21 protein-coding genes are annotated in these 25187 nt (G+C 65.6%); 17 read left to right on the top strand and 4 right to left on the bottom strand.

Translation table 11 applies throughout. From position 1 onward, the window contains the following. Nucleotides 1-114 precede the first annotated feature (114 nt). Both dnaN and dnaA read right to left on the bottom strand, forming a co-directional pair. Nucleotides 115-1221: a DNA polymerase III subunit beta gene (gene dnaN / locus AC3WUT_RS18720; protein WP_492348587.1), complete on the bottom strand. Its 1107-nt coding sequence runs from the start codon at nucleotides 1219-1221 to the stop codon at nucleotides 115-117. A gap of 194 nt (nucleotides 1222-1415) precedes the next feature. Continuing rightward, on the bottom strand, nucleotides 1416-2837 hold the full coding sequence (dnaA, locus tag AC3WUT_RS18715; RefSeq protein ID WP_492348586.1) for a chromosomal replication initiator protein DnaA: 1422 nt from the start codon (nucleotides 2835-2837) through the stop codon (nucleotides 1416-1418). A gap of 352 nt (nucleotides 2838-3189) precedes the next feature. Between dnaA and rpmH the strand changes: the two genes are divergently transcribed. From rpmH to AC3WUT_RS18675, 8 genes are all read left to right on the top strand, one after another. After that, the gene (gene rpmH / locus AC3WUT_RS18710; RefSeq protein WP_006299042.1) at nucleotides 3190-3324 is read left to right on the top strand and encodes a 50S ribosomal protein L34; all 135 of its coding nucleotides are present in this window, start codon (nucleotides 3190-3192) and stop codon (nucleotides 3322-3324) included. A 37-nt stretch (nucleotides 3325-3361) separates the two neighbouring features. After that, nucleotides 3362-3865 (top strand): ribonuclease P protein component, encoded by a 504-nt coding sequence (locus AC3WUT_RS18705; RefSeq protein ID WP_492348585.1) that lies wholly within the window; start codon nucleotides 3362-3364, stop codon nucleotides 3863-3865. Continuing rightward, nucleotides 3865-4161: a membrane protein insertion efficiency factor YidD gene (gene yidD / locus AC3WUT_RS18700; protein ID WP_492348642.1), complete on the top strand. Its 297-nt coding sequence runs from the start codon at nucleotides 3865-3867 to the stop codon at nucleotides 4159-4161. The genes AC3WUT_RS18705 and yidD overlap by 1 nt, the downstream gene beginning before the upstream one ends. After that, entirely contained in the window at nucleotides 4158-5819 is a 1662-nt protein-coding gene (gene yidC / locus AC3WUT_RS18695; RefSeq protein ID WP_492348584.1) for a membrane protein insertase YidC, read from the top strand. The genes yidD and yidC overlap by 4 nt, the downstream gene beginning before the upstream one ends. Before the next feature lie 77 nt (nucleotides 5820-5896). Next, entirely contained in the window at nucleotides 5897-7309 is a 1413-nt protein-coding gene (gene mnmE, locus AC3WUT_RS18690) for a tRNA uridine-5-carboxymethylaminomethyl(34) synthesis GTPase MnmE (RefSeq protein ID WP_492348583.1), read from the top strand. Nucleotides 7310-7435: 126 nt separating this feature from the next. Beyond that, nucleotides 7436-8944, top strand: coding sequence for a glycosyltransferase family 2 protein (locus AC3WUT_RS18685; RefSeq protein ID WP_492348582.1), 1509 nt, complete (start codon nucleotides 7436-7438; stop codon nucleotides 8942-8944). A gap of 77 nt (nucleotides 8945-9021) precedes the next feature. Then, nucleotides 9022-9513, top strand: coding sequence for a Crp/Fnr family transcriptional regulator (locus tag AC3WUT_RS18680; RefSeq protein ID WP_492348581.1), 492 nt, complete (start codon nucleotides 9022-9024; stop codon nucleotides 9511-9513). A gap of 71 nt (nucleotides 9514-9584) precedes the next feature. Next, complete coding sequence (locus AC3WUT_RS18675; protein WP_492348580.1) at nucleotides 9585-10319, top strand: hypothetical protein; 735 nt, start codon at nucleotides 9585-9587, stop codon at nucleotides 10317-10319. A 25-nt stretch (nucleotides 10320-10344) separates the two neighbouring features. On the opposite strand, the gene AC3WUT_RS18670 is transcribed toward AC3WUT_RS18675, so the two are convergent. Beyond that, nucleotides 10345-10911, bottom strand: coding sequence for an adenine phosphoribosyltransferase (locus AC3WUT_RS18670; protein ID WP_492348579.1), 567 nt, complete (start codon nucleotides 10909-10911; stop codon nucleotides 10345-10347). A 173-nt stretch (nucleotides 10912-11084) separates the two neighbouring features. Between AC3WUT_RS18670 and AC3WUT_RS18665 the strand changes: the two genes are divergently transcribed. The 6 genes from AC3WUT_RS18665 to nosR all read left to right on the top strand — a co-directional run bounded on the left by AC3WUT_RS18665 (nucleotide 11085) and on the right by nosR (nucleotide 20843). Continuing rightward, a complete protein-coding gene (locus AC3WUT_RS18665) occupies nucleotides 11085-14462 on the top strand; it encodes an EAL domain-containing protein (RefSeq protein ID WP_492348578.1) in 3378 nt (1125 codons plus the stop codon). Between the two features lie 117 nt (nucleotides 14463-14579). Further along, nucleotides 14580-17498 carry an EAL domain-containing protein gene (locus tag AC3WUT_RS18660; protein ID WP_492348577.1) on the top strand — a complete coding sequence of 973 codons (2919 nt, stop codon included), beginning with the start codon at nucleotides 14580-14582 and terminating at the stop codon, nucleotides 17496-17498. Nucleotides 17499-17504: 6 nt separating this feature from the next. After that, nucleotides 17505-17711, top strand: coding sequence for a hypothetical protein (locus tag AC3WUT_RS18655; protein ID WP_492348576.1), 207 nt, complete (start codon nucleotides 17505-17507; stop codon nucleotides 17709-17711). After that, nucleotides 17708-18583 (top strand): HDOD domain-containing protein, encoded by an 876-nt coding sequence (locus AC3WUT_RS18650; RefSeq protein ID WP_492348575.1) that lies wholly within the window; start codon nucleotides 17708-17710, stop codon nucleotides 18581-18583. Before AC3WUT_RS18655 ends, AC3WUT_RS18650 begins: the two co-directional genes overlap by 4 nt. After that, the gene (locus AC3WUT_RS18645; RefSeq protein ID WP_492348574.1) at nucleotides 18580-19527 is read left to right on the top strand and encodes an ATP-binding protein; all 948 of its coding nucleotides are present in this window, start codon (nucleotides 18580-18582) and stop codon (nucleotides 19525-19527) included. Before AC3WUT_RS18650 ends, AC3WUT_RS18645 begins: the two co-directional genes overlap by 4 nt. An 8-nt stretch (nucleotides 19528-19535) precedes the next feature. Further along, the gene (gene nosR / locus AC3WUT_RS18640) at nucleotides 19536-20843 is read left to right on the top strand and encodes a response regulator c-di-GMP phosphodiesterase, NosR family (protein WP_492348573.1); all 1308 of its coding nucleotides are present in this window, start codon (nucleotides 19536-19538) and stop codon (nucleotides 20841-20843) included. A 39-nt stretch (nucleotides 20844-20882) separates the two neighbouring features. On the opposite strand, the gene AC3WUT_RS18635 is transcribed toward nosR, so the two are convergent. Continuing rightward, nucleotides 20883-22868, bottom strand: a complete 1986-nt coding sequence (locus AC3WUT_RS18635) for a monovalent cation:proton antiporter family protein (protein ID WP_492348572.1) — start codon at nucleotides 22866-22868, stop codon at nucleotides 20883-20885. Between the two features lie 59 nt (nucleotides 22869-22927). On the opposite strand from AC3WUT_RS18635, the gene AC3WUT_RS18630 reads away from it, so the two are divergent. The 3 genes from AC3WUT_RS18630 (at nucleotide 22928) to lptC (ending at nucleotide 25187) form a co-directional block, all read left to right on the top strand. Then, nucleotides 22928-23905, top strand: a complete 978-nt coding sequence (locus tag AC3WUT_RS18630) for a KpsF/GutQ family sugar-phosphate isomerase (protein WP_492348571.1) — start codon at nucleotides 22928-22930, stop codon at nucleotides 23903-23905. Nucleotides 23906-23973: 68 nt separating this feature from the next. Next, complete coding sequence (locus AC3WUT_RS18625; RefSeq protein WP_492348641.1) at nucleotides 23974-24528, top strand: KdsC family phosphatase; 555 nt, start codon at nucleotides 23974-23976, stop codon at nucleotides 24526-24528. Next, a complete protein-coding gene (lptC, locus tag AC3WUT_RS18620; RefSeq protein ID WP_492348570.1) occupies nucleotides 24525-25187 on the top strand; it encodes an LPS export ABC transporter periplasmic protein LptC in 663 nt (220 codons plus the stop codon). Before AC3WUT_RS18625 ends, lptC begins: the two co-directional genes overlap by 4 nt.

The raw sequence follows: 25187 nt of genomic DNA, 5'->3' as shown, positions 1-25187 counted from the left end.
CGTTTTTCTCAATCTCTTGATGGACCAAACCCGCGCAGAACACAGCTGGTTCAGCGCGGGTCGGGTTCAGGGTTGTGGCGTTGTGCGCAAGGCCTTGGTTCTGCTGGAGGGGCCTCAGATGCGCATCGGCATCACCACGTACTTGAAGCTGTCGTTTTCGGGGATGGTGACCAGGGCCGAGCTGTTGGAGTCGGACAGCTCGATCTTCACCATGTCCTGGTCCATGTTGCCCAGGGCATCGATCAGGTAGGTGACGTTGAACCCGATCTCGATGGTGTCGCCGCCGTAGTCGATGTCGAGTTCGTCGACCGCTTCTTCCTGTTCGGCGTTGCTGGAGGCAATGCGCAGGGTGCCAGGCTCGAGGTTCAGGCGCACGCCCTTGAACTTGTCGCTGGTCAGAATGGCGGTGCGCTGCAGGCTGGCCAGCAAGGTGGTGCGGCCCAGGGTCAGGCTGTTGCGGTGGCCCTTGGGGATCACCCGGTTGTAGTCGGGGAACTTGCCCTCGACCAGCTTGGTGACGAACTCCATGCCGTCGAAGCTGAATTTGGCCTGGTTGTTGGCAAACTGCATCTCGATGCCACCTTCGGCATCGGACAGCAGGCGTTGCAGTTCGAGCACGGTCTTGCGCGGCAGGATCACTTCCTGCTTGGGCACTTCCACGTCCAGGGTGGCCGAGGCGAAGGCCAGGCGGTGGCCATCGGTGGCGACCAGGCTCAGGGTCTTGCCCTCGGCAACGAACAAGATGCCATTGAGGTAGTAGCGGATGTCGTGCACGGCCATGGCAAAGGACACCTGACCCAGCAGGCTCTTGAGTGTCTTTTGCGGCACGCTGAACTCGGGGCCGAAGTTGGCGGCCTCTTGCACCAGCGGGAAGTCTTCTGCCGGCAGGGTCTGCAGAGTGAAACGGCTCTTGCCACCCTTGAGAATGAGCTTGTTCTGGCTGGACTCCAGGCTCACGGTCTGATCGCCCGGCATGGTGCGCAGGATGTCGATCAGCTTGCGAGCCCCCACGGTGGTGGTGAAGTTGCCGGCATCACCGTCAAGCTCGGCGGTGGTGCGGATCTGGATTTCCAGATCGCTCGTGGTCAGTTGCAGCGCGCTGCCGGTCTTGCGGATCAGCACGTTGGCGAGGATGGGCAGGGTGTGGCGGCGCTCGACAATGCCTGCAACCGATTGCAGAACCGACAGGACTTTGTCTTGTGTGGCCTTCAGGACGATCATGTCAACCTCTAGTTCAAATTCTTTGTAGCAGCTTCAAGCGACATTCCGGTGCCGGGGCGGTTCGGCACAGCACCGACCCGAGGCCCTCCCTGGAAACACGCCATTTTCACCGTTTTTCGGGGCGTTTTTGAGTCAAGGCCCCGCTTGTTCGGGCTTCTGGGGGCACGCCTTGGCCCGGTGCGCATTTCATCACATCAGCCCTTCAGGGTTTGCTCCAGCACGTGAAGCTGCTGGTTGAGTTCGGTCAGCTGCTGGCGCTCGCCCGAAATCTTGCGCACCGCGTGCAGCACGGTGGTGTGGTCGCGGCCACCGAACAGCTCACCGATCTCGGGCAGGCTCTTCTGGGTCAATTCTTTGGCCAGGTACATGGCGATCTGGCGCGGGCGGGCGATGCTGGCCGGGCGCTTCTTGCTGTACATGTCGGCCACTTTGATCTTGTAGTAATCGGCGACGGTCTTCTGGATGTTCTCGACACTGATCTGGCGGTTCTGGATTGACAGCAGGTCGCGCAGGGCCTCGCGGGCCAGCTGGATCGAGATTTCCTTCTGGTTGAAACGCGAGTAAGCCAGGATCTTGCGCAGTGCGCCTTCGAGTTCACGCACGTTGGAGCGCACGTTCTTGGCCACAAAGAACGCCACTTCTTCGGGCATTTCGGTGCCTTCGGCGCGTGATTTGTTGATCAGGATCGCCACCCGCATTTCGAGCTCAGGGGGCTCGATGGCCACGGTCAGGCCCGAGTCGAAGCGTGAGACGAGGCGCTCGTGGATATCCGCCAGACCCTTGGGGTAGGTGTCGCTGGTCATCACGATGTGTGATTTCTTGGCCAGCAAGGCTTCGAAGGCGTTGAAGAATTCCTCTTGCGTGCGGTCCTTGTTGGCGAAGAACTGCACGTCATCGATCAACAGCAGATCGAGCGAGTGGTAGCGCTCCTTGAACTCGTCAAAAGCCTTGCGCTGATAGGCTTTAACCACATCCGACACGAATTGCTCGGCATGGATGTAGAGAACTTTCGAGTCTGGCTTGTCGGCCAGCAGGCGGTTGCCCACCGCATGCATCAAATGGGTCTTGCCCAGGCCCACGCCACCATAGATGAACAGGGGGTTGTAGAGGTGGCCCGGCGTGCCGGCGACGTGCATGGCGGCGGCCCGTGCCATGCGGTTGGCCGTGCCTTCCACCAGGGTGTCGAAAGTCAGGGCCGCGTTGAGTCGGTTCTTGAAGGTGCCGGCGCCCGGGTCTTCGCTGGGAGCGGTCGGCTCAGGGGCTTGCTGAGGCTCGGAGGCCATCGATGCAGTGGGCGCAGAATAAGCTCTGGCCGCGGGTTCTCGCTGAGTGAGCGCTAACTCGATGGGGACGGCTTGGCCATACAGGCGCTCCAGCATCTGGGCGATGCGGCTGGCGTATTGGGCGCGGATCCAGTCGAGCTTGAAGCGGTTGGCAACGTAGATGGTGATCTTGGACAGGTCGTCCGGAGCCTGGGCCACCAGGGGCTTGATCCAGGTGTTGAATTGCTGTTCAGGCAGTTCTTGGGCGAGTTGCTCGATACATGCCTGCCAGAGGCTGTGTCCTGCGTTCGGGGATGCGCTCTCGGTGGCGCTGTTCAGGTTTCCCTCGGTCATTCTTGGTCTGTTTTCTGTGGATAGTCAATTGCGGACAGCGGGCTGGATTCTAGTTTGTCAAATGGTTATCCACAACCTGAAGCGCTGAAGCCCCTGCCCTCGGATCACGGCATGGCGGCAACTGGCAAAGACCTTCAAAATGTGCTTGTACTTGTCGCGGTCATGAAATGTTGCGATAATCATGGGTTTCCCCGAATGCGGTAGCTGCTACGGTAGTTGCTTCGGTCGGGCGATTAGAACAAGGCCCCTGGTTTGGGCGCGGTTTGCAGCAAGGTTGTCAGGCGCAGGTTTGACGGCGTTGCACGAGCAGTGCATGAACGAATGGCCAGAACTGAACCTCTAGGAATTCATCATGAAACGCACTTACCAACCTTCCAAAATCCGTCGCGCCCGCACCCATGGCTTCCTGGTCCGCATGAAGACCCGTGGTGGTCGTGCCGTGATCAACGCACGCCGCGCCAAGGGCCGCAAGCGTCTGGCTGTCTAAGCCAGGCGCATTGCCTGGTGAACTCCGGGCTGCTCTCGTGCAACGGCTGAAAACCCGTCCGCAGTTCCAGGCCGCGATGGCGGGTGGTACGGTGTCTCGCACACCGCACTTTGCTTTGCACCGCCTGGTGCTCTCCGCCGACGCTGCGGCGTCGACGGTTCGGCCTCAAGAAGGGCCTGATGTTTCGCCAGTGCGAAATGATCAGGCTCTTTTTGTCGTTCCTGGCTCCGTTTCGGGGCAGCCCTGGCTTGGCGCCATGGTGCCCAAGCGCTGGGCCAAGCGGGCCGTGACCCGCAACACCATCAAGCGCCAGATTTACGCGCTGGGGGCGGAATTCGAGCCTCGCCTGATGGTTGCCGCCCATGTGGTGCGTTTGCGCTCCAGCTTTGACCGCAAGCAATTTGTCAGCGCCACTTCCGATGTACTGCGCCAAGCCGTGCGTGCCGAGCTGAATCAGCTGTTTCGGCGCGCATGTGTCTCGCCGTCTCGCGCGGCGACTTTGGCCCCTGCTTCAGCCGCGGGTGAGCCAGGAGTTGCATGATGATGAAGCGTGTGCTGATCGGTCTGGTTCGCGCGTATCGCCTGCTGTTGAGCCCTTGGCTGGGCTCTGCCTGCCGCTTCGAGCCGACCTGTTCTGTCTATTCATTGCAGGCCCTTGAGCAGCACGGTGCTGCGGCCGGCAGTTACCTGACCCTGCGGCGTCTGGTACGCTGCCACCCCTGGTGTGCCGGTGGAGCCGATCCGGTCCCCGCCGAACGTCCCCGGCTGTTCAGGCTGGGGGGCGTCTCTGCTTGTGCCCCCATTTCCCAACATTCTTCGCAAAAGAAGTCTTCATGAACGACATTCGCCGCACCATCTTGTGGGTGATCTTCGGGTTCTCCATGGTCCTGTTGTGGGACAAATGGCAAGTCCACAACGGCAACAAGGCCATGTTCTTCCCGAGCAGCGCCCCCGCGGCCACGGCTGCGGCAGAAGGCGCGGCCAAGCCCGCGGTGGCTGGCAGTGCGGCTGTGCCCACCAGCGTCAGCAACGCAACGGCTCAGTTGCCGGCTGCTGGCACGGTGGCTGCACCGGCGCCCCGTCAGTCGGTCGAGGTCACCACGGACGTCTTCAAGCTGACCTTTGACAGCGAGGGTGGTTCGCTGGTCAAGGCCGAGCTGTTGAAGTATTCGGACGTTGAGCACAAGGACCGGTCTGTGGTCTTGCTGGACGACAGCAGGGACCGCGTCTACGTGGCCCAGACGGGCCTGATCGGTGGCGGTTTCCCCACCCACAAGACCCCGATGAACGTCGTGCCCGGCCCGCGCACCCTCAAGGACGGCGAGAGCGAGCTGACCGTGCGCTTTGAGTCGCCTGACCTGGGCGGCGTGAAGCTGATCAAGACCTACACCCTGCGCCGTGGCGCCTACGACCTGGCTGTGAAGCACGAAGTGCAGAACACCGGCAGCGCCGCTGTGACCCCGCAGATCTACTTCCAGCTGGTGCGCGATGGCAACAAGCCGCCAGGCGAATCCTCGTTCTATTCCACCTTCACCGGCCCGGCTGCATACACCGAAGCCAAGAAGTACCAGAAGGTCGAGTTCAAGGACATCGAAAACGGCAAGGCCGACATCCAGAAAGAGTCGGCCAATGGTTACGTCGCCATGGTGCAGCATTACTTTGCCAGCGCCTGGCTGCTGGCGGATGGTGTGCAGCGCGACCTGTTCATGCGCAAGGTGGACACCAACCTGTATTCGGTGGGCATGATCACCACCCTGCCCAGCATCGCGCCAGGCGCCAGCCAGTCGCTGGACGCCCGCTTCTATGCCGGCCCTGAGGAAGAAAAGAAACTCGAAGCCCTGAGCCCTGGCCTGGAACTGGTCAAGGATTACGGCTGGCTGACCATCCTGGCCAAGCCGCTGTACTGGCTGCTCGACAAGATTCATGGCCTGCTGGGCAACTGGGGCTGGTCGATCGTGGGTCTGGTGGTGCTGCTGAAGGCGGCGTTCTTCTGGCTCAACGCCAAGGCCTATTCGAGCATGGCCAAGATGAAGGCGATCAACCCCAAGATCACCGAGATGCGTGAGCGCCTGAAAGACAAGCCGCAGCAGATGCAGCAGGAGATGATGCGCATCTACCGCGAGGAAAAGGTCAACCCCATGGGGGGCTGCTTCCCCATCATGATCCAGATCCCGGTGTTCATTGCGCTGTACTGGGTGCTGCTTTCCAGTGTCGAGATGCGCAATGCGCCCTGGATTCTGTGGATCACTGACCTGTCGGCCAAAGACCCGCTGTACATCCTGCCCGTCATCATGACCGGCACCTCGCTGCTGCAGACCTGGCTCAACCCCACCCCGCCGGATCCGATGCAGGCCAAGATGATGTGGATCATGCCCCTGGTCTTCAGCGTGATGTTCTTTGCCTTCCCGGCCGGTCTGGTGATGTACTGGATCACCAACAACATCCTGTCCATCGCCCAGCAATGGGTGATCAACAAGCGGCTCGGCGTGAACTGAGCCCAGCCCTGAACTTCGGTTCGATCGAGGCCGTCCAGCGCAAGTTGGCCGGCCTTTTTTGATGAAGGAGCCCCGCCATGCTGGCCCGCCAATCCGACCCCATCGTTGCCATTGCCACCGCCCCCGGGCGCGGGGCGGTGGGCATCGTGCGCATCAGCGGCCCCGACGTCAGGCCGCTGGTGCAGGCCCTGTGCGGGCGCGCCTTGCGCCCCCGCGAGGCCACCTACCTGCCCTTGCGCGATGCGCAGGGGCAGCCCATTGACCATGGCCTGGCGCTGCACTTTCCGGCGCCCCACTCCTATACCGGCGAAGACGTGCTGGAGCTGCAGGCGCACGGCGGCACGGTGGTGCTGCAGCTGCTGTTGGCACGCTGCCTTCAGGCTGCCGCCGAGACCGACCCTGCCATCGGACGCGCACGCCTGCCGGGCCTGCGGGTGGCGCAGCCGGGCGAATTCACCCAGCGGGCCTTCCTGAACGACAAGATCGACCTGGCCCAGGCCGAGGCCATCGCCGACCTGATCGACGCCAGCACCGAAGCCGCCGCCCGCAGCGCCGGGCGATCGCTGTCGGGCGAGTTCTCGCGTGAGGTACAACAACTGCGCGACGCGCTGATCCACCTGCGCATGCTGGTCGAGGCCACGCTCGACTTCCCCGAAGAGGAGATCGACTTTCTGCAAAAAGCCGATGCCCAGGGCCAGTTGGACCGACTGCGTGCCAGCCTGCAACGCGTGCAACAGCGCACCCGCCAAGGTGCCTTGCTGCGTGAGGGCATCAAGGTGGTGATCGCAGGTCAGCCCAACGCGGGCAAGTCCTCCCTGCTCAATGCCCTGGCCGGGGCTGAGTTGGCCATCGTCACCCCGATTGCCGGCACCACCCGCGACAAGGTGGAGCAGACCATCCAGATCGAAGGCGTGCCCATCCATGTGATCGACACCGCCGGCCTGCGTGACAGCCAGGACGAGGTGGAACGCATCGGCATCGAGCGCGCCTGGGGCGAGATCGCCGCGGCCGATGCCGTGCTTTTCTTGCACGACCTCACCCGGGCCGAGCAGGTCGATTACCAGGCCGCCGATCAGGCCATTGCCGACACCCTGGCCAGCACCCTGGCGGCCCGGGTTCCTGTGCTGCATGTCTGGAACAAGGTCGACCAGGCCGCTGACTCGGCCGACGGAGAACTGTCGGGTTTGCGGCTGTCGGCCCGTACCGGCCAGGGCCTGGACCTGGTGCGCCAGCAACTGTTGCAGATGGCCGGCTGGCAGTCAGCCCCCGAGGGGGTCTACATCGCGCGCGAGCGCCACGTGCAGGCCTTGTTGCGGGTGCAGGCGCACCTCGACCAGGCCCACGCCTGTCTGGCCGCTCAGGCCCAGGCGCTGGACCTGCTGGCCGAAGAGCTGCGCCTGGCGCAGGGCGCCCTGAACGAGATCACCGGCGAATTCACGCCTGACGATTTGCTGGGCGTGATCTTTTCCAAGTTCTGCATCGGCAAATAAGACGGCACAGTGCCGTCTGTCCCAGGCTTCGGGGCGCGGCCACCGTTCTAGACTGGGGCACTTTCACCGCCCTGCTCCGCCATGCCCACTTCTTTGCCTTCACAGCGCCCACGTCTGAGCGTGTGCATGATCGTCCGTGACGAAGCTGCCAACCTGCCCGGTGCCCTGGGCTCGGTGCGGGGCTTGGCGCAAGAGCTGATCGTGGTCGACACCGGCAGCACCGACGACAGCCCTGCGATCGCCCAGGCCCTGGGCGCTCGGGTGCTGCACTTTGCCTGGTGCGATGACTTTGCGCGTGCCCGCAACGTGGCCCTCGAAGCTGCCACGGGCGACTGGGTGCTGTGCCTGGATGCTGACCAGCAACTCGACCCAGCCAGCCTGCCCGCTCTGGAGTGGGCCCTGCAGCGGCAGGATGTTCTGGCCCAGATGGTCACCATCCAACTGCTCACGGCGGCGGCTGATGACCTGGCCAATCCACTGCATGACGGGCGTGCCCTGGCCGTGTTGCAGTCGTTTCCGCAACTGCGCCTGTTTCGGCGTGATGCCCGCATCCGTTTCCAGGGCCGGGTGCACGAGGATGTGGCCGACAGCCTGCTGGCCATCGGCAGCAGCCATTGGCCTGAGTCGGGCGTCGCTCTGTGCGATCACGGCTACGTGCAGGCCAGCGAGCGTGAACGCAAGCGCGAACGCAACCTGGCCCTGCTGCAGCGGGTGCACGAGGAGGCCCCCGATGCCCTCTACCCAGCCTTCAAGCTGGCAATGTCGCTGCCGGCCCACCAGCGGGTCGAACAGGCGGCGCTGCTGCAGGCCACCCTGGGGCGCGTCCTGCAATTGCCGGTGGCCGAGCAAAGCACGTTGCCCTTTCTGCCCCAGTTGCTGGCCCGTGCGGTTGACGCCTGGGTGAATCAGGGATGCCTGCTGGACGCTGCGCGGGCCTGCCAACGAATGCTCGATCTGCATGGCCCGGTGTTCGACTTCACCACCGGCTGTGCCTGGGCCCGTGCTGGCGAGTGGGTGCTGGCGCGCCACAGCCTGCTTCGATACCTGGCCGCACCGGCCAAGGCCCCGCACCCTGCCTGGCAGGCCGACCCTCTGGCCAGCCCGGCCCAGGCCTGCTGGTGGTTGGCCTGGATGGCCCGGCAGCAGGGTGATTTCACACAGGCGCAGGCCCACGTGCAGCAGGGGCTGCGCACCGCCACGCCCCTGCAACGCGCTGCGCTGGAGGGGGAAGGCGTTGAAATCCTGCTGGCCCAGTTCGAATGGGTGGCCGCTGCCCAGGCCATCGGGGCCATGCAGGCCGGCCCGCAGGCCCCGGCGGCGGCGCTCAGTGAACGGCTGCGCGTCAGTGCCCGACTGGCTGAGCTCACGGGCGACCTGCCCACGGCCCACACCCTGGCGCAGTCGGCCCTGCTGCCGGGGCAGGATGGTGCCGCTGCTCTGCTCGCCACGCTGGAGATCCAGGCGGGCGAGATCGATCTGCAGCGCCTCCAGCACCACCATCAGGCCCTGGCCGGCCAGTTCTTCGACACCCTGGCCCTCAAGCTCCTGATCGCCCGAGAGCTGGGCCTGGCCTGGCCGTCAGACCTCCCGGCTGCCACCCTGGTCTTGATCACGCCGCCGGAGGGCGAGACCTGAAACAAGTGTTTCCGAATGTGCTTTGAGGCGTGGTGTGCCTTGTGCGCTTTTTGTTACGGCGTTAACTTCGCCGCATCATGTATCCACCCTTGCCCGCTGTTGCCAAAGCCGATCTTCAGGGCCTGTTGGCGGCCCTGGCCCATGCTCCGCCAGAAGACCGCCTGGAGCTGAACCTGTCTGCCTTGCAGTGGGACACCCTGGCCGCTTACCTGCAACCCCTGACCCTGGCCTCGGGTGAGGTGCTGTTTCAGAAGGGTGTGCTCGATCGCACGCTGTTCCTGGTCGAGCGGGGCACGCTCAGCGTGCACCTGGAGGACGACAAGGGCCGCCTGCGCCTGGCCATGGTGGGGGCGGGGTCGGTGGTCGGTGAGGGGGCGTTTTTTTCCCATCAACCCCGCAGCGCCACCGTGCAGGCGAACAACGCCTGCCAGTTGTGGGCCCTGAATCCATTGCGTTTTGTTGAGCTGGCCAATCGCCAGTCGGCCCTCGCGCTGGCCTTGAGCCTCGCCTTGGGCTCGGTGATGGCGCGCCGCATGCGGCAGCGCCGCCGCCGCGTGGCCAGCACTTGAGCGCCCTCTCTTTTTCATCTCCAAGTCAGGTTTTCGGGCTACCCTTGGCCACTTTGTAAAGGAATGCGTCGATGTCCCTGCTTGCGTGGTTGTTTGGCAAAAAGCCCCCGCGTGCCTTGCCTGATTCCTCGGGCCTGCAGCACATGGACCACACACGCCCGCTGCACCCCAGGCCGGGGCATGCCACTCCACCGAAAGACAAGGCCCGTTCAGCGCCAGCGGTCGATGAGGCGCAGGCCCCACACCGCAAGAGTGAACGGCACGGCCGCCGTGAATTGTTGTACGGCGTGGTGCGAGACACCATGGCCCGTGTCGGGGTGCTGTCTTCGCGCTACAAATTCAAGGTGCTCTCGCTGGACCAGCAAGGGCGTCAGTTCCTGGTGATGATGGACATCTCGCCCGACGTGACCAGCGACAACATGCGCCTGAGCGAAATCGAGGTGTTGCTGGCCCAGACGGCCAGGGCACGGCATCAGATCCTGGTCACCGCGGTGTACTGGCGCCTGAACAACCATGTCTCCACCGGCTTGGCGCCAGAGCGGCGTTCCGCGGCGGTCCCGGCCGTTCCGGCGTCGGCGCCCCAAGCCCCACGTTTCGAGCCGATCCAGTCTGACGAAGTGGCCGCCTTTCACAAGGCCTTGGCCGAGATCGGCGCGGCGCAGCCCGCGCTCGGGCAGACGCTGCAAAGCGGGCCGCGCATGTCCGCCCAGGCCACGGGGTTTGAGGACACCGAACGGATTCCCGGGCACGACTCCGATGATTCGCGCCCGCAGGCCCTGAGCAATACGCAGTACGGCGATCTGTGACGCCCAGGCCTGACCAGGCCGGGTGTCAGTGGCCTTCGAAATCCACCAGCGTGAACAGCGGTAGTCCGCTGTCCACCAGCCGTTGTGATCCGCCCAGTTCGGGCAGGTCCACGATGGCCGCCCCCTCCGTGACCACCGCACCCAGTTTCTCCAGCAGTCGCCGGCCGGCCATCATGGTGCCGCCCGTGGCAATCAGGTCGTCAATCAGCAACACCCGGTCGCCAGGCTTGACCGCATCGGTGTGCAGTTCCACCGTGGCGCTGCCGTACTCCAGTTCGTAGGTCTCCTCGACCGTGGTGAACGGCAGTTTGCCCTTCTTGCGGATGGGCACGAAGCCCACATTCAATTCGTAGGCCACCACGGCCCCCAGGATGAAGCCACGTGCGTCCAGGCCGGCCACCACGTCCGGACGCAGCGCCGGGTCCAGGTAACGGTGCACAAAGGCGTCGATCAGTACCCGGAACACCCGAGGGTTCTGCAGCAAGGGGGTGATGTCACGAAACTGCACCCCCGGGGCGGGCCAGTCGGGCACGGTCCGGATGTGGTCTTTGAGGTATTGGCTGACATGCAGCGAGGATTCGGTGCGGTTCATGGCTTGGCGGGCTTCGCAAGAAGCACCTGTCTGTTGATGAATGTGGCCCGCATTCTGCCCTTGCTGGCTCAGTCTTCGCGTCTTGTCCTGCCGCGGGCCGCTTGCATTCCCTTTCAAAGTCGCGCTCATAATCCAAGGGAAACCCTCTGGCTGACCCAGCCACTTCCTACCCTATGGCGATCGCCCTGTTGTTGATTGAGCGTGATGGCGCGCACCGGACCGCCTTGTGCGCCATGCTGACGCGCGAGCACCCGTCCTGGCGCGTGGTGCTGGCGGGCTCTGTGGCGCAGGCGCTGGGCCGGCTGCAACAGGGGCCTTTCGACGCGGCCCTCGTCGGCAACCAACTGCCGGACGGCTCTGCTTTCGATCTGCTCGAGGCACTGGGGCAGATCCCGGCGGTGATCATGGTTGAAGAAGGCGGCGAAGGGGCTGCCGCCAGGGCTTTGCGTGAAGGCTTCGTCGACTACCTGATCCAGGACACGCGGCTGGGCTACTTGCTCACGGTGCCGGGTCAGGTGCTGGGGGCGGTCGACAAGGCCCGGCTGGAGCAGGCCTTCCAGCAATCCGCGGCCCTGTCCGAGATGGCGCTGGAAGGGGCTGGCCTCGGCTTCTGGCAGCGCAACCTGCTCACCGGCGAGGTCCGGCTCAGCCAGCGTTGGCTCGAGATGCTGGGCCTGGATGACCCCCAGGCCCAGAACTCGATCCACACCTGGCAAGGCCTGGTCCACCCAGACGATTGGTCCTTGGTCCAGGACGCACTGAACGACTACCTGGCTGGCACACAAGCCGCGTATGAAGCCGAGTACCGCATGCGCCACCGCGACGGGCACTGGATCTGGGTGGCCAGCCGCGGCCGGGTGGTCGATTGGTCCTCGACGGGACAGGCCCGGCTGATCAGTGGCACCTACATGGACGTCACAGCCCGCCATCGCGCCGATGTGGCCCTCAACCGCCAGCACCGGCTGTTGCAGGCCTTGTCGCGGGCCCAGAGTGCCTTCATCGCGAATGCCGAACCTCATTCGGCCTTCGAAGGGTTGATGGGGTTTGTGCTCGAGATCACCGGAGCCCGGGCCGCCGGGGTGTTCGAGCGCACGCCCTGGCCGCGGCAGGACCCGGTGTGGTCCGCGCAGGCCGTGGTCGGTACCTTGCCTGAGGCCTTCCGCACGTGGATGACCCAAGTCCTGACCCAAGGGCCGCAGCCGGGGCGCGTCCAGCAGACCATGAGCACCGAAGCTGAGGTGGGCGATCGGCGCTGGCAAGTGATTCCGATGGCCTCCGACGGGCGTGTGGTGGCCTGCGTCGGGCTGGTGTTCGATGCCTCGGTGGCAAGTCCCGACTGGGTGGAACTCGATCCCTTGCTCAACACCGCCAGCCACCTGATGCTGGCCTGGCGAGCCCGCCTGGAGCGCCGCCAGGCTCAGGAGCAACTGCGCGAGGCCACCGAACAACTGGCCCAGAAAACCCGGGCCCTGGAACTCACGCTGGACACCATCAGCCAGGGGATTGCCAGCTTTGATGAACAGGGCGTGCTCCGGTTCTACAACCGCCGATTTCAGGAGCTCGTGGACGTGCCCGAGCCCGTGCTCCGGCCGGGTGTCACGGCGGAGGAGCTGCTTCGCTTCCAGGTCATGCGCGGGGATCTGGGGCCTGCACTTGAACTGCTCTCGCCAGAGGCCCGGGCGGGCCTGGTGGCCAATCCCCACTCCGACGGCCGTGATCTGCCCGATCAGTACCTGCGACGTACCCTTTCGGGCCGCGTGCTGGAGGTGCGTTCGCGCCCGCAGCCGGGTGGCGGCTGGGTGCGTACCTTCAATGACGTGACCCCCTACGTCGACGCCCAGGAGGCCCTGCGTCAGAGCGAGGAGCGCTGGCGCCACCTGAGTCTGCTGTCCTCCGACTGGTACTGGGAGCAGGATGCCGACTTCCGATTTGTCCGCATTGATGGCCATCATGACGGCCGCAGCGGCCTGAGCGAGCAGCAGACCCTGGGTCGCACCCGCTGGGAGATCGATGCGGCCAACCTGGACGCGGCCCAATGGGCGGAGCACCGCCGCGCCCTGGAAGCGCATGAACCCTTTTACGACTTCGAGATGCAGCGCATCGGCAGCAGTGACGGCCTGGGACGCTGGGTGTCGGTCAGTGGTGCGCCGCTGTTTGATGCGCAAGGTCAGTTCAAGGGCTACCTGGGGGTGGGGCGTGACATCACGGAGCGCAAGCGCAACGAGGCCATCATCGAGCGGCTGGCGTTCTATGACGAGCTCACCGGCCTGCCCAACCGGCGCCTGCTGTTGCAGCGCCTGGGCCATGGCTTGCGCGCCTGCGGACAAGGCGAGCGGCACGGGGCGCTGCTGTTTCTGGACCTCGACAACTTCAAGGACCTCAATGACACCCTCGGCCATGATCGCGGCGACCAGCTGCTGAGCCAGGTGGCCACGCGCCTGGTGGCTTGCGTGCGCCCCGACGACACCGTGGCCCGCCTGGGCGGCGACGAGTTTGTGGTGGTTCTGGATGACCTGGGGCCGAAGCCCGCCGAGGCCGTGGCCGTGTCGGAGGGAGTGGCGCAAAAGATCCTGCAAGCCCTCAATCAACCGTATCCGATCGGCGACAGCCTGCACCACAGCACGCCCAGCATCGGCATTGCCTTGTTCAGCGATTCGCGCCTGACCCCTGATGAGCTGCTCAAGCGGGGCGACCTGGCCATGTACCAGGCCAAGGCCGCCGGACGCAACACCCTGTGCTTTTTTGACCCCGGCATGCAGGAGGCCGTCAGCGCCCGCTCGGCCATGGAGTCCGACATGCGCCAGGCCCTGCAGCGCGGTGAGTTCCGCCTGCTGTACCAGCCCGTGGTGGATGGGCGCGGCTGCATCCAGGGCGTGGAGGCCTTGGTTCGTTGGAACCACCCGCAGCGCGGCCACATTTCGCCGGCCGAGTTCATCCCGCTGGCCGAAAAGACCGGCTTGATCCTGCCCTTGGGGCGCTGGGTGCTGCAAACGGCCTGCCGTCAGTTGGTGAGTTGGTCCGACAACCCCGACATGGCGCACCTCACCATGGCCGTCAACGTCAGCGCGCGCGAGTTCCGCGACCCGGCTTTCGTCGAGGCCGTGGTGGCTGTGCTGGCTCACACCGGGGCGAAGCCCAGCCTGCTCAAGCTGGAGCTCACGGAGAGCCTGCTGCTCAACGATGTCGAGGACATCATCGCCAAGATGACCCGGCTGCAGATGCGCGGGGTGGGCTTCTCGCTGGACGATTTCGGTACCGGCTACTCCAGCCTCAGCTACCTCAAGCGCCTGCCGCTGGACCAGCTCAAGATCGACCAGTCCTTTGTGCGCGACGTGCTCACCGATCCCAACGACGCCACCATTGCCCGCACCATCATTGCGCTGGCGGCCAGCCTGGGCCTGGCGGTGGTGGCCGAAGGCGTCGAGACCGAGGGCCAGCGCGCATTCCTGATGCGCAATGGTTGTGAAGCCTTCCAGGGCTACCTGTTCAGCCGCCCCGTCCCCGCCGTGGCCCTTGACGCCCTGGTGCTTGAGGGGCGCGATAAATCATAAATATCGTTTGAAATTTGAATTATTTGTTAAAAATGCTTGATTGGGCTCATTTCCGCTCGTAATATGTGATCCAGAGCCCAGCTGGAAAACTGTTTCCAGGGGTTGTAAAGGACCCCCATGTCAAGCGAAGGCCTTCCATCCAGCGAGTGCAGTCTGCCGCCCTATGCGTCAGGCCCAGCCTGCGACGAGTCTTCGCTGCGGGCCACCTTGTTCGATCAGGCCCCGCTGGGTCTGTGTCTGTTGGTGGCCGGGCAACCCCGGCTGGTGAACCGCCGCTTTGCCCGCATGTTGGGCGGGGATGGCGTTGAGGCCACGATGGAGCCGGGCCTGCTGCGCCAATGCTGGCCCACGTTCTGGCCTCAGTTGCGCGGCCTGGGCGAAGAGCATCGCATCGTGGCCTGCGATCTCGCCAATGGCGTGCAGTTCAATGGACGTGCCTTTTCCTGGCGCATTCCGGCTCTCGGGCCGGATGCCGAGATCGTGACCCTGGTCAACGCCAGCCAGCTGGACTGGATCAGCTTTTCAGCCGACTGGCAGGCGCGCATGTTGGCGCAGGCCGAGGGCATGTGCCGCACCGGATCGGCCGAGCTGGATCTGGATCAAGGCCTGGCCGTGGTATCGCGTGGGCTGGGGGCGCTGATCGGGCGCACCCTGCCCGTGGGCGGCATCGCCGCCTGGCGCCTGCTGCGTTGGGTGCCCTCTGAAGAGCGGGGCTACGTGGCCTCCATCTGGGGCGCTGCCATCGACGATGAGCCCTTCGAGTTCCAGCACCGCCTGGTGCGGGCCGATGGATCGCGCCTGGAGATCCTGCACCGCGGCATGGTCGAAACCGGGCCTGACGGCCGCCGCCATGGCTACCTGATCCTGCAGGACATCACCGCCCAGCGCGAGGCTGAGCACCGCATCCAGGAACTGGCCAACCAAGACGAGGTCACCGGCCTGGCCAACCGCAATCAACTGCTGGACCGGCTGGACGCTGCCGTCCATGCGGCCAGCTGGGACCCGCGTCCCATCACCCTGCTGTCCATCCACATCGAGCAGATCGACCAGCTCTCGCAATCCATGGGCTATGGCGCAGGCGACGCCATGGCCATGGCCGTGGCGGCCCGCCTGAGTGCCCTGGGCGGGGCCGAGCATGTGGTGGCCCGGGTGGGCGGTGGCGAGTTTGCCTTGCTGATGGGCGAGGGGCCGGCCGGGCAGGGTGATCAAGGCACCGCCGGGCGCGAGCTGGCACAGCGTGTGGTGCAGGCCCTGAGCCGGCCAGAGCGCCTGGGCTTTGCCGAGATCGTGCCCGTGCCGCAAGTGGGTGTGGCCCGTTTTCCGGCCGATGCGGACACAGCCAGCCGCTTGCTGGAGGCGGCCCAGACCGCCCGCCAGGGTGTGCGGGCCACAGGTGACCAGATTGCCTTCTTCACGCCACAGATCAATGAGCAGGCCAAACGTCGCCTCGCCATCGAGGCCGGATTGCGTCATGCCGTCGAGCGTGATGAATTGCAGCTGCGCTACCAGTTGCAGATCGACCTGGCCAGTGGTCTGGCCGTGGGCGCCGAGGTGTTGCTGCACTGGCACAGCCGCGAGCTGGGCGAGGTGCCTGCCGAAGAGTTCCTGCCCGTGGCCCGACACACCGGCCTGATCGTGATGCTGGGCGACTGGCAGCGTGAAGCTGCTTGCACCGTGTTGCAGAACTGGTTGCATGAAGGCGTCAAGCCCCTGCGCCTGGCGCTCAACCATTCGGCGCTGCAATTGCAGCAGCCGGATCTGGTGGCCAAGTTCCAGAACGCCCTGCTGGCGCATGGCTTGCCTTCGGTGCTGATCGGCATGGAGGTGTCAGAGCAGGCCCTGATGGCGGGGTCGGCCGACATGGCGCGCAAGCTGGCCGAGTTGCGCGCCCTGGGCATCGAGATCACGCTGGACGACTTTGGTACCGGTTCCTCCAACCTGAGTCTGCTGCGCAGCCTGCCGGTGGATGTGCTCAAGGTGCATCGCTCCTGTGTGCCCGACGTCACGGCGGCTTCGGGTGCGGTGTCGCTCACGCGGGCCATCATCAACATGGCCCATAGCCTGCAGATGAGGGTGCTGGCCGAGGGCGTCGAGACCGACGGGCAACTGGCCCTGCTGGTCGCCAACGGCTGCGATCGCATCCAGGGCCCGGCCTTCAGCCCGGTGGTCGACCTGGCCACCTTGGAAAGCCAGCTGCGTGCCGGCGCCGTGCGGCTTTCAGAGCGCTTCATGCGCCGCCAGCGTGAGCGCACCCTGCTGCTGGTGGACGATGAGCCCAACATCGTGGCGGCGCTCAAGCGCCTGTTCCGCCGTGATGGCTACCGCATCGTCACGGCCACCAGCGGCGCCGAAGGCCTGCAGCGCATGGCCGAGTACGAGGTCGATGTGGTGTTGTCCGACCAGCGCATGCCGGGCATGACCGGGGTCGAGTTTCTGCGCCGGGCCAAAGAGCTGTATCCCGACACCGTGCGCATGGTGCTGTCGGGCTACACCGAGCTGCAGTCCATCACTGATGCCGTCAATGAAGGCGCCATCTACCGCTTTCTCACCAAACCCTGGGACGATGAACGTCTGCGCGTGCATGTGCAAGAGGCCTTCAGTCAGAAGGGCATGGCCGACGAAAATCGGCGTCTTGCCCTGGAGGTGCGCGAGGCCAACGAAGAGCTGGCCGTGCTCAATGGACGCCTGGAGCGCGTGCTGAACAACCAGCAGGCCCAGCTCGACCTTGAAGCTTCGCGGGCCACGGCGGCCCGCGACATGCTGGATCTGCTGCCGGTCCCTGCCTTTGGCATCGACCCGGCGGGCATGTTGGTGATGGCCAACCTGGCGGCGCAGCAGTTGTTGGGCGCCGATCGCCTGCTGCTGGGACAGTGTGCCGCGGGGGTGCTGCCTGCGCCGCTGGCCTCGCTGTGGGAGCAGCCGGGCGAGCAGTCCCTTGATTTTGAATGGTCCGGGCGGCGCTGGCGCGCCTGCACCCGATCTTTTGGTGCATCTGCCCCCCGGGGGCATTTGCTGGTGTTCAACCCATTGGCTTGACGACCCATGCCCGCAGAGACCCTGATCCCGCTTGACGAAGCGGCCCTGCCTCCGCCAGCCTTGCTGCCAGCCAGCCCGGCGGTGCTGCTTGACACCGCCGGCCTGCCGGAGTCCCCGTCCTCTCCAGGTGCCCGGCTGGCCTACCTGTTTCGCCGCTGCCAGGCGCACCCCTTGCGCCAGATCCTGGCCGACCACCGCGGAGTCCACGAATGAATCTGCCCAACGTTCTGCCGCTGGATCGGGCGCAGTGCATCGAGCAGGTGCGCGCCTTGCCATCGCTGCCGGCGGCGGTGCTTCAGCTCATGTCCTTGCTGCAGCAGCAGGACGTCAACCTGGATCCGATTGCCGAAACCCTGTCGCTGGATCAGGCCTTGGCGGCCAAGGTGCTGCAACTGGCCAATTCCCCGTTTTACGGCATGTCCGGCCGCATCACCTCGATCCGCAACGGCATCAACATCCTGGGTTTGCGCCCGCTGAGCACCCTGGTGCTGGCGGCCGTGCTGACCGTGCAGTTCGACCAGATGCATGGCAAGGCCCTGCACCTGGATGAGTTCTGGTCCCACTCCATCGCCAGTGCCGTGGCGGCGCGTGCCCTGGCCGAAGCGCAAGGCCTGGACGAAGCCTCGGCCTTCACCGCCGGCTTGCTGCACGATGTCGGTCTGCTGGTCCTGGACAGCCTCTACCCGATCGAGATGGCTCAGGCCCTGGCGTGGGCGGTCGAACACGACGCCCCGCATCTGCAAGCCGAGCAGGCCTTGCTGGGGGTGTCGCATGCCGAGGTGGGGGCCTGGCTCGCCCAGCACTGGCATTTTGCGCCTGAGGTGGTGGCCGCCATTGCGGGGCACCACAGCCCCCCTGACAGTGTGCAGCTCAACCTCACGGACCTGGTGCATGGTGCCAACGCGCTGGTCCATGCCCTGGACCTGGCCGGCGTGGCCCATGAGGCTGTGCCCCCGCTGCAGCCGGGGGCCTGGGGCCGGATGGCCCCCGTGCGCCAGCACCTGCCGCGCCTGCTGCCCCGCATCGAGCAGGAGTTCGAACAACTGCGGGCGATCCTGCGCCCCACCCAGGAGAGTCCGGCATGACCCCCGCATCCCCCGAAAACGGCCTGCCCGATGTCCTGCTGGACCAGATGTCCATGGAGCAGGTCCATGCGATGGTCAATGAGCTGCTCAAGGCCAATGAGGAACTCAAGGAACTCAACAGTAAGTTGTCGGATGCCCGCAGCAAACTGATCCAGTCCGAGAAGCTGGCCTCCATCGGACAACTGGCCGCGGGCGTGGCGCACGAGATCAACAACCCCATCGGCTTCATCTTCTCCAACTTCGGCACCCTCGAAAAGTACTTGCAGGACCTGTTCCGGATGCTGTCGGCCTATGAGCAGGCTGAAAGCGAGCTGGGCAGCAGCCCGGTGGCTGCCAGGCTGCGTGCCCTGTACGAAGAACTTGAAATTGAATACCTCAAGGACGACATCCCCAGCCTGATGAACGAGTCGCGCGACGGCATCCAGCGTGTGCGCAAGATCGTGCAGGACCTGAAGGATTTCTCTCGCGTCGATGCGCGCCAGGAGTGGGAGTGGGCCAATCTGCACAACGGCCTCAACTCCACGCTCAACATCGTCAACAACGAGATCAAGTACAAGGCCGACGTGGTGCGTGAGTTCGGCGACCTGCCCGAGGTGCAGTGCCTGCCCTCGGAGATCAACCAGGTGTTCATGAACCTGCTGGTCAATGCGGCCCATTCCATCACCGCCGAGCGCGGCACGATCACGCTGCGCACGGGGCTGGAGGGGGCCGAGGTGTGGGTCGAGGTGGCCGACAACGGCTGTGGCATCGCCCCCGAGAACCTGTCGCGCATCTTCGACCCCTTCTTCACCACCAAGCCGGTGGGGCAGGGTACGGGCCTGGGGCTTTCGCTGTCCTACGGCATCATTCAGAAGCATGCCGGACGCATGGAGGTCAGCTCCCACCTGGGGCAAGGCACCTGTTTTCGCATCACCCTGCCGGTGCGCCAGGCGCAGCCAGCCTGAGGACCACCATGGAAGAAGCCCCTGTCGCCCAGCCGGACAGCGCCTTGTTGTCGTCCTGGAGCGTGCTGTGCGTGGACGATGAGCCCAGCATCCTGTCGGCCCTGCGCCGGGTGCTGCGCGTCGAGGGCTGCCGCATCCTGACCGCCAACAGTGGCGCCGAGGCGCTGGCACTGCTCGAAACCGAGCCGGTGGATGTGGTGGTCAGCGACATGCGCATGCCGGTCATGGACGGCGCCCGCCTGCTGGCCGAGGTGCGCGCGCGCTGGCCCGGCACCGCGCGCGTGTTGCTGACGGGCTATGCCGACATGGACGCCACCATCCTGGCCATCAACGAGGGCCAGATCTACCGCTACATCCACAAGCCCTGGGACGAGACCGAGCTGCGCCTGACCGTGCGCCAGGCGGCCGAACGCCAGGTGCTTCGACGCGAGCGTGATCGCCTGCAGCAACTCACCCAGGTGCAGAACGAAGAACTCCAGGTGCTCAACACCGGCCTGGAGCAACGGGTGGCTGAACGCACGGCCGAGCTGGGCCAGGCCAACGACCGACTCAAGAAAAACTACCTCACCACCATTCGCGTGTTTGCGGGTCTGCTGGAAATGCGCAGTGGCCAGCTCGGCGGGCATGGCAAGCGGGTGGCCGATCTGGCGCGGCGCATCGCGGTGGCCATGGAAGTGCCCAGCGACCAGGTTCAGGACATCTTTGTGGCGGGCTTGCTGCATGACATCGGCTTCATGGCCGTGCCCGACGCGCTGCTGGCCAAGCCCGTGGGCCGTTACACCGCGGACGAGATGCAGCTCTACCAGCGGCATGCGGTGCTGGGGGCGCAGTCCCTGATGGCGCTGGACGACATGCAGGCCGTGGCCGGCCTGATCCGCTCACACCACGAACGATTTGACGGCAAGGGCTACCCTGACAAGATCGCAGGCAGTGCCATCCCCTTGGGCAGCCGCATCCTGGCCGTGGCCGACACCTGGGACGACTTCCTGCACGGGCACCTGACCGGCGCCCAGCTCAAGCAGACGGAGGCGCAGACCCTGATGCAGCGGGCCCGGGGTGTCCAGTTCGACCCCGAGGTGGTCGACGTGATCCTGCAAGTCACGCAGGTCGAAACACCGCGCACGACCAAGCTTCAGGCCATCGCGACCGATGGCCTGGCGCCGGGCATGGTGCTGGGCAAGGACCTGACCACCCCCGAAGGGGTGGTCTTGCTTGCGGCGGGCCAGAAGCTGACCCAAGGCCTGGTCGACCGCATCCGTCGCTATGAGCAATCCGAGGGGCGGCCGCTCGATCTGATGGTGCGCGAGGCGGCCTGAGGCTGTTGCGCCTCAACACGTCAATGCGTGAATGCGTTTTCAGCCCCGCAACAGCTTTTCTTCGGCCAGGGCCAGGGGCTCGGGGCGGCCCGACAGCACCAGCGTGTCGCCCGGCAGCAGGGGCGTGTCGTCCGCTATCGGCGCCAGCTGACCCCCGTGCCGGCGCAGGCTGAGCACCCGAACCCCCATGGCCAGCAAGGCCAGTTGGCCCAGCTGGCGACCGGCCTGGCGGGTCGCCTCAGGCAGGGTCACGGTATGCAGTCGTTCCTGGTCACGCTCCAGCCCGGTGTCGTCATCGGCGCCGTGGAAGTAGCCCCGCAGCAGGTTGTAGCGCGCATCGCGCTGATCCTGCACCACGCGGATCACCCGGCGCATGGGCACCCCCACCAGGGCCAATGCGTGACTGGCCAGCATCAGCGAGCCCTCGATCGCCTCGGGTACCACCTCGGTGGCCCCGGCAGCCTGCAGCTTTTCCAGATCATGGTCGTCCTGGGTGCGCACGATCACCGGCACATGCGCCGCGTGAGAGCGGGCATTGGCCAGCACCTTGAGGGCGCTGGGCACCTCCAGGTAGGTCACCACCACCGCGCTGGCCCGGGCCAGGCCGGCGGCCATCAGGGCCTGCAGCCGCGCTGCATCTCCGAACACCACCGAGTCACCGGCCGCGGCCGCCTTGCGCACCCGGTCGGGGTCAAGGTCAAGGGCCATGTAGGGAATGCCTTCACGCTCCAGCATGCGCGCCAGGTTCTGGCCGCACCGTCCGTAACCGCAGATGATCACGTGCTTGCTGGTGTTGATCGACTTGCGGGCGATGGTGGTCATCTGCAGCGACTGTTGCAGCCACTCGCTGGCCACCAGCTTCATCACGATCCGGTTGCTGTACATGATCAGGAAGGGCGTGGCCAGCATCGACAGCACCATGGCTGCCAGGATCGGGTTGGTCAGATCGGGCGACAGCAGCTTGTGCTCCAGGGCCAGCGACAGCAGCACGAAGCCGAACTCGCCGGCCTGCGCCAGGTACAGGCCGGTGCGCAGCGACACCCCGGCCGTGGCGCCCAGGGTGCGGGCCAGCACCGCCACCAGCGTGAGCTTGAGCAGCACCGGCAGCAACAGCAGCACCAGCACCAGCCCCCAGCGTTCGAGCACGATGTGCCAATCCAGCATCATGCCGATGGTGATGAAGAACAGCCCCAACAGCACGTCGTGAAAGGGCCGGATGTCGATCTCCACCTGGTGCTTGTATTCGGTCTCGGACACCAGCATGCCGGCGATGAAGGCGCCCAGTGCCAGGCTCAGCCCGGCAGTTTCGGTGAGCCAGGCCAGGCCCAGGGTGATCAGCAGCAGGTTGAGCATGAACAGCTCATCGCTTTTGCGCCGCGCCACCAGGGTGAGCCACCAACGCATCACGCGCTGGCCCCCCACCAGCAGCAGGGCCACCAGGGCACCGGCCTTCAGCATGGCCACCCCCAGCTCGGCCAGCAGCTGGTTGGGCGGGCTGCTCAGGGCCGGGATCAGCACCAGCAAGGGCACCACGGCCAAATCCTGAAACAACAGCACACCCATCACGCGCTTGCCGTGCTCGCTCTCCAGCTCCAGGCGTTCGGCCATCAGCTTGACCACGATGGCCGTGCTGCTCATGGCCATGGCCCCGGACAAGGCCAGGGCGGTCTGCCAGCCCATTTTCCACAGCGTCGGCGCCAGCGCTGCCAGAAACAGCGAGCCCAGGGTGCCCAGGCCGAGGGTCAGCAACACCTGCAGCAGGCCCAGGCCGAACACATGGCGGCGCATGGCGCGCAGCTTGGGCAGGCTGAATTCCAGCCCGATCGCAAACATCAGGAACACCACTCCGAACTCGCCCAGGTGGCGCACCCCTTCCGAGTTCTGAGCCAGGGCCAGCGCGTGGGGCCCGATCAGAACCCCCGCGATCAGGTAGCCCAGCATCGGCGGCAGCTTCAAGCTGCGGCAGCCGACCACGCCCAGCACGGCGGCCAGCAGGTAAAGCAGCGTGAGTTCCAGTGAAGTCATAGCGTTCGATACTAGCCCACAGACGCTGCGGGCATGGTGCGGTCGATAAAATCGCCGTCATGACATTTGATCCCCAACAGGTGCTGAGCCGCGCCTTGCAAACCTTCGACATCGAGGCCGCTGCAGTCCAGGGCCTCAAGGCCCGCACCGGAGCCGCTTTTGTGGAGGTGGTCCGGCGCATCCTGGCCACGCAGGGGCGCGTGGTGGTCACCGGCATGGGCAAGAGCGGCCACGTGGGCCGCAAGATAGCCGCCACCCTGGCCTCCACCGGCACCCCGGCCCTGTTTGTGCACCCGGCCGAGGCCAGCCACGGCGACCTGGGCATGATCACGGCGGCCGATGTGGTGCTGGCCATTTCCAACAGCGGCGAGTCGGCCGAACTGGATGCCATCCTGCCTGTGGTCAAGCGCCTGGGCGCCTTGCTGATCGGCATGACCGGTGGCGCCCAGTCTTCGCTGGCGCGGCATGCCGATCTGGTGATCGACAGCGGTGTTGAAACCGAAGCCTGCCCCCTCAACCTGGCGCCCACCGCGAGCACCACCGCCCAGATGGCCCTGGGCGATGCCCTGGCTGTGGCCTTGCTGGAAGCCCGGGGCTTTGGCGCGGAAGACTTTGCACGTTCTCATCCCGGCGGGGCTCTGGGCCGCAGACTGCTCACCCATGTGAGTGACGTCATGCGCCGCGGCGATGCCGTGCCCCGCGTCCGACCCGATGCCCCGTTCCTGGCCTTGATGCGTGAGATGAGCGGCAAGGGCCTGGGGGCCTCGGCCGTGGTCGACGAGGCCGGTGCTGTCGTGGGCATCTTCACCGATGGTGATCTGCGCCGCCTCATCGAGCAGGGCGTTGATCTGCGTGGGGTTGTGGCCCGCGAGGTCATGCACCCCCGCCCGCGCCGCATCCGCAGCGATGCCCTGGCCGTGGATGCGGCCAGCCTGATGGAGCAGCACAGCATCACCAGCGTGCTGGTCTGCGAACCCGGTGATGTCCTGGTGGGCATCGTGCACATTGGCGACCTGATGCGCGCCAAGGTCATCTGAGAAAGCCTGCCGTGAACCCCTCTGTCCGCGTTTCTGCCCCCGCCTCCTCCCCCGCCTCTTTGGCCGCCCTGGCGCCCCTGAGCCCCGCCCTGCGTTTCGATCCCGAGCTGCTGCTGGCCGCCCAGGGGATCAAGGTGGCTTTTTTCGATGTCGACGGCGTGCTCACCGATGGCGGCCTGTACTTCAGCGAGGCGGGCGAGACGCTCAAGCGCTTCAGCACCCTCGACGGCCATGGCCTGAAGCTGCTGCCGCGGGCCGGCATCACCCCGGTGGTCATCACTGGCCGCGATTCACAGCCGCTGCGCCGGCGCCTGCAGGCCCTGGGCATCACCCATGTGCACTACGGCACAGAAGACAAGCGGCCGGCCGCCGAGCAGACCCTGCAGGCCCTGGGCTTGGATTGGTCGCAAGCTGCCGCCATCGGTGACGACTGGCCCGACCTGCCTGTGTTGCGCCGCTGCGCCTTAGCCGCCGCGCCGGCCAATGCCCATCCCGAAGCCCTGGCCTGTGCCCGGTATGTCACCCGGCTGCGCGGTGGCGAAGGGGCTGGGCGTGAGTTCTGCGACCTGTTGTTGGTGGCCAGCGGCCGCTACGCAGGCCTGCTGCAGGATGCCGCCTCATGAGCAGCGCCACCCTGCCTCGGCGCAAGCCGGCCCTGGGCTTGGTGCGCCTGCTGCTCGATCACCTGTCCATCTACCTGCCGGTGATCCTCATGGGCGTGCTGGCCCTGGGCACCTACTGGCTGGTGCGCACCACCCCGGTGTTTGCCCCGGCTGGCCCCCAGCAGGCGCCGCGTCACGAGCCTGACTATTTCATGCGCGACTTTGCCGTCAAAACCTTTGATCCGCAGGGCCGCCTGAAAAGCGAGGTGCGTGGCACCGAGGCCCGCCATTACCCTGATACCGATACCCTGGAAATTGATCAGGTCCATCTGCGCTCGTACAGCGCCGAGGGGCAGGTCACCGTGGCCACCGCCAAGCGCGCCCTGAGCAACAGCGACAGCACCGAGGTGCAGTTGTTCGGCAATGCCGTGGTGGTGCGCGAGCCTTTCACCGACCCTGGCGGGCGGGTGGCCCCGCGCATGGAGTTCCGCAGCGAATTCCTGCACGCCTTCACCGACACCGAGAAAGTGCGCAGCCACCTGCCGGTGGTGCTGATCCGTGGCGACGATCGCTTCACAGGAGATGCCATGGACTTCGACAACCTGGCCCGTACCCTTGAACTGCGCGGTCATGTGCACGGTACGCTGGTGCCCGGTGTGGCGGTCAAACCCCGGCGCTGA

The organism is Curvibacter sp. EU05-FHT14A10 (genome assembly GCF_058791075.1).
Note: the sequence above shows the minus strand (reverse complement) of the source record. Positions and strands in the feature narration are given on the sequence as shown.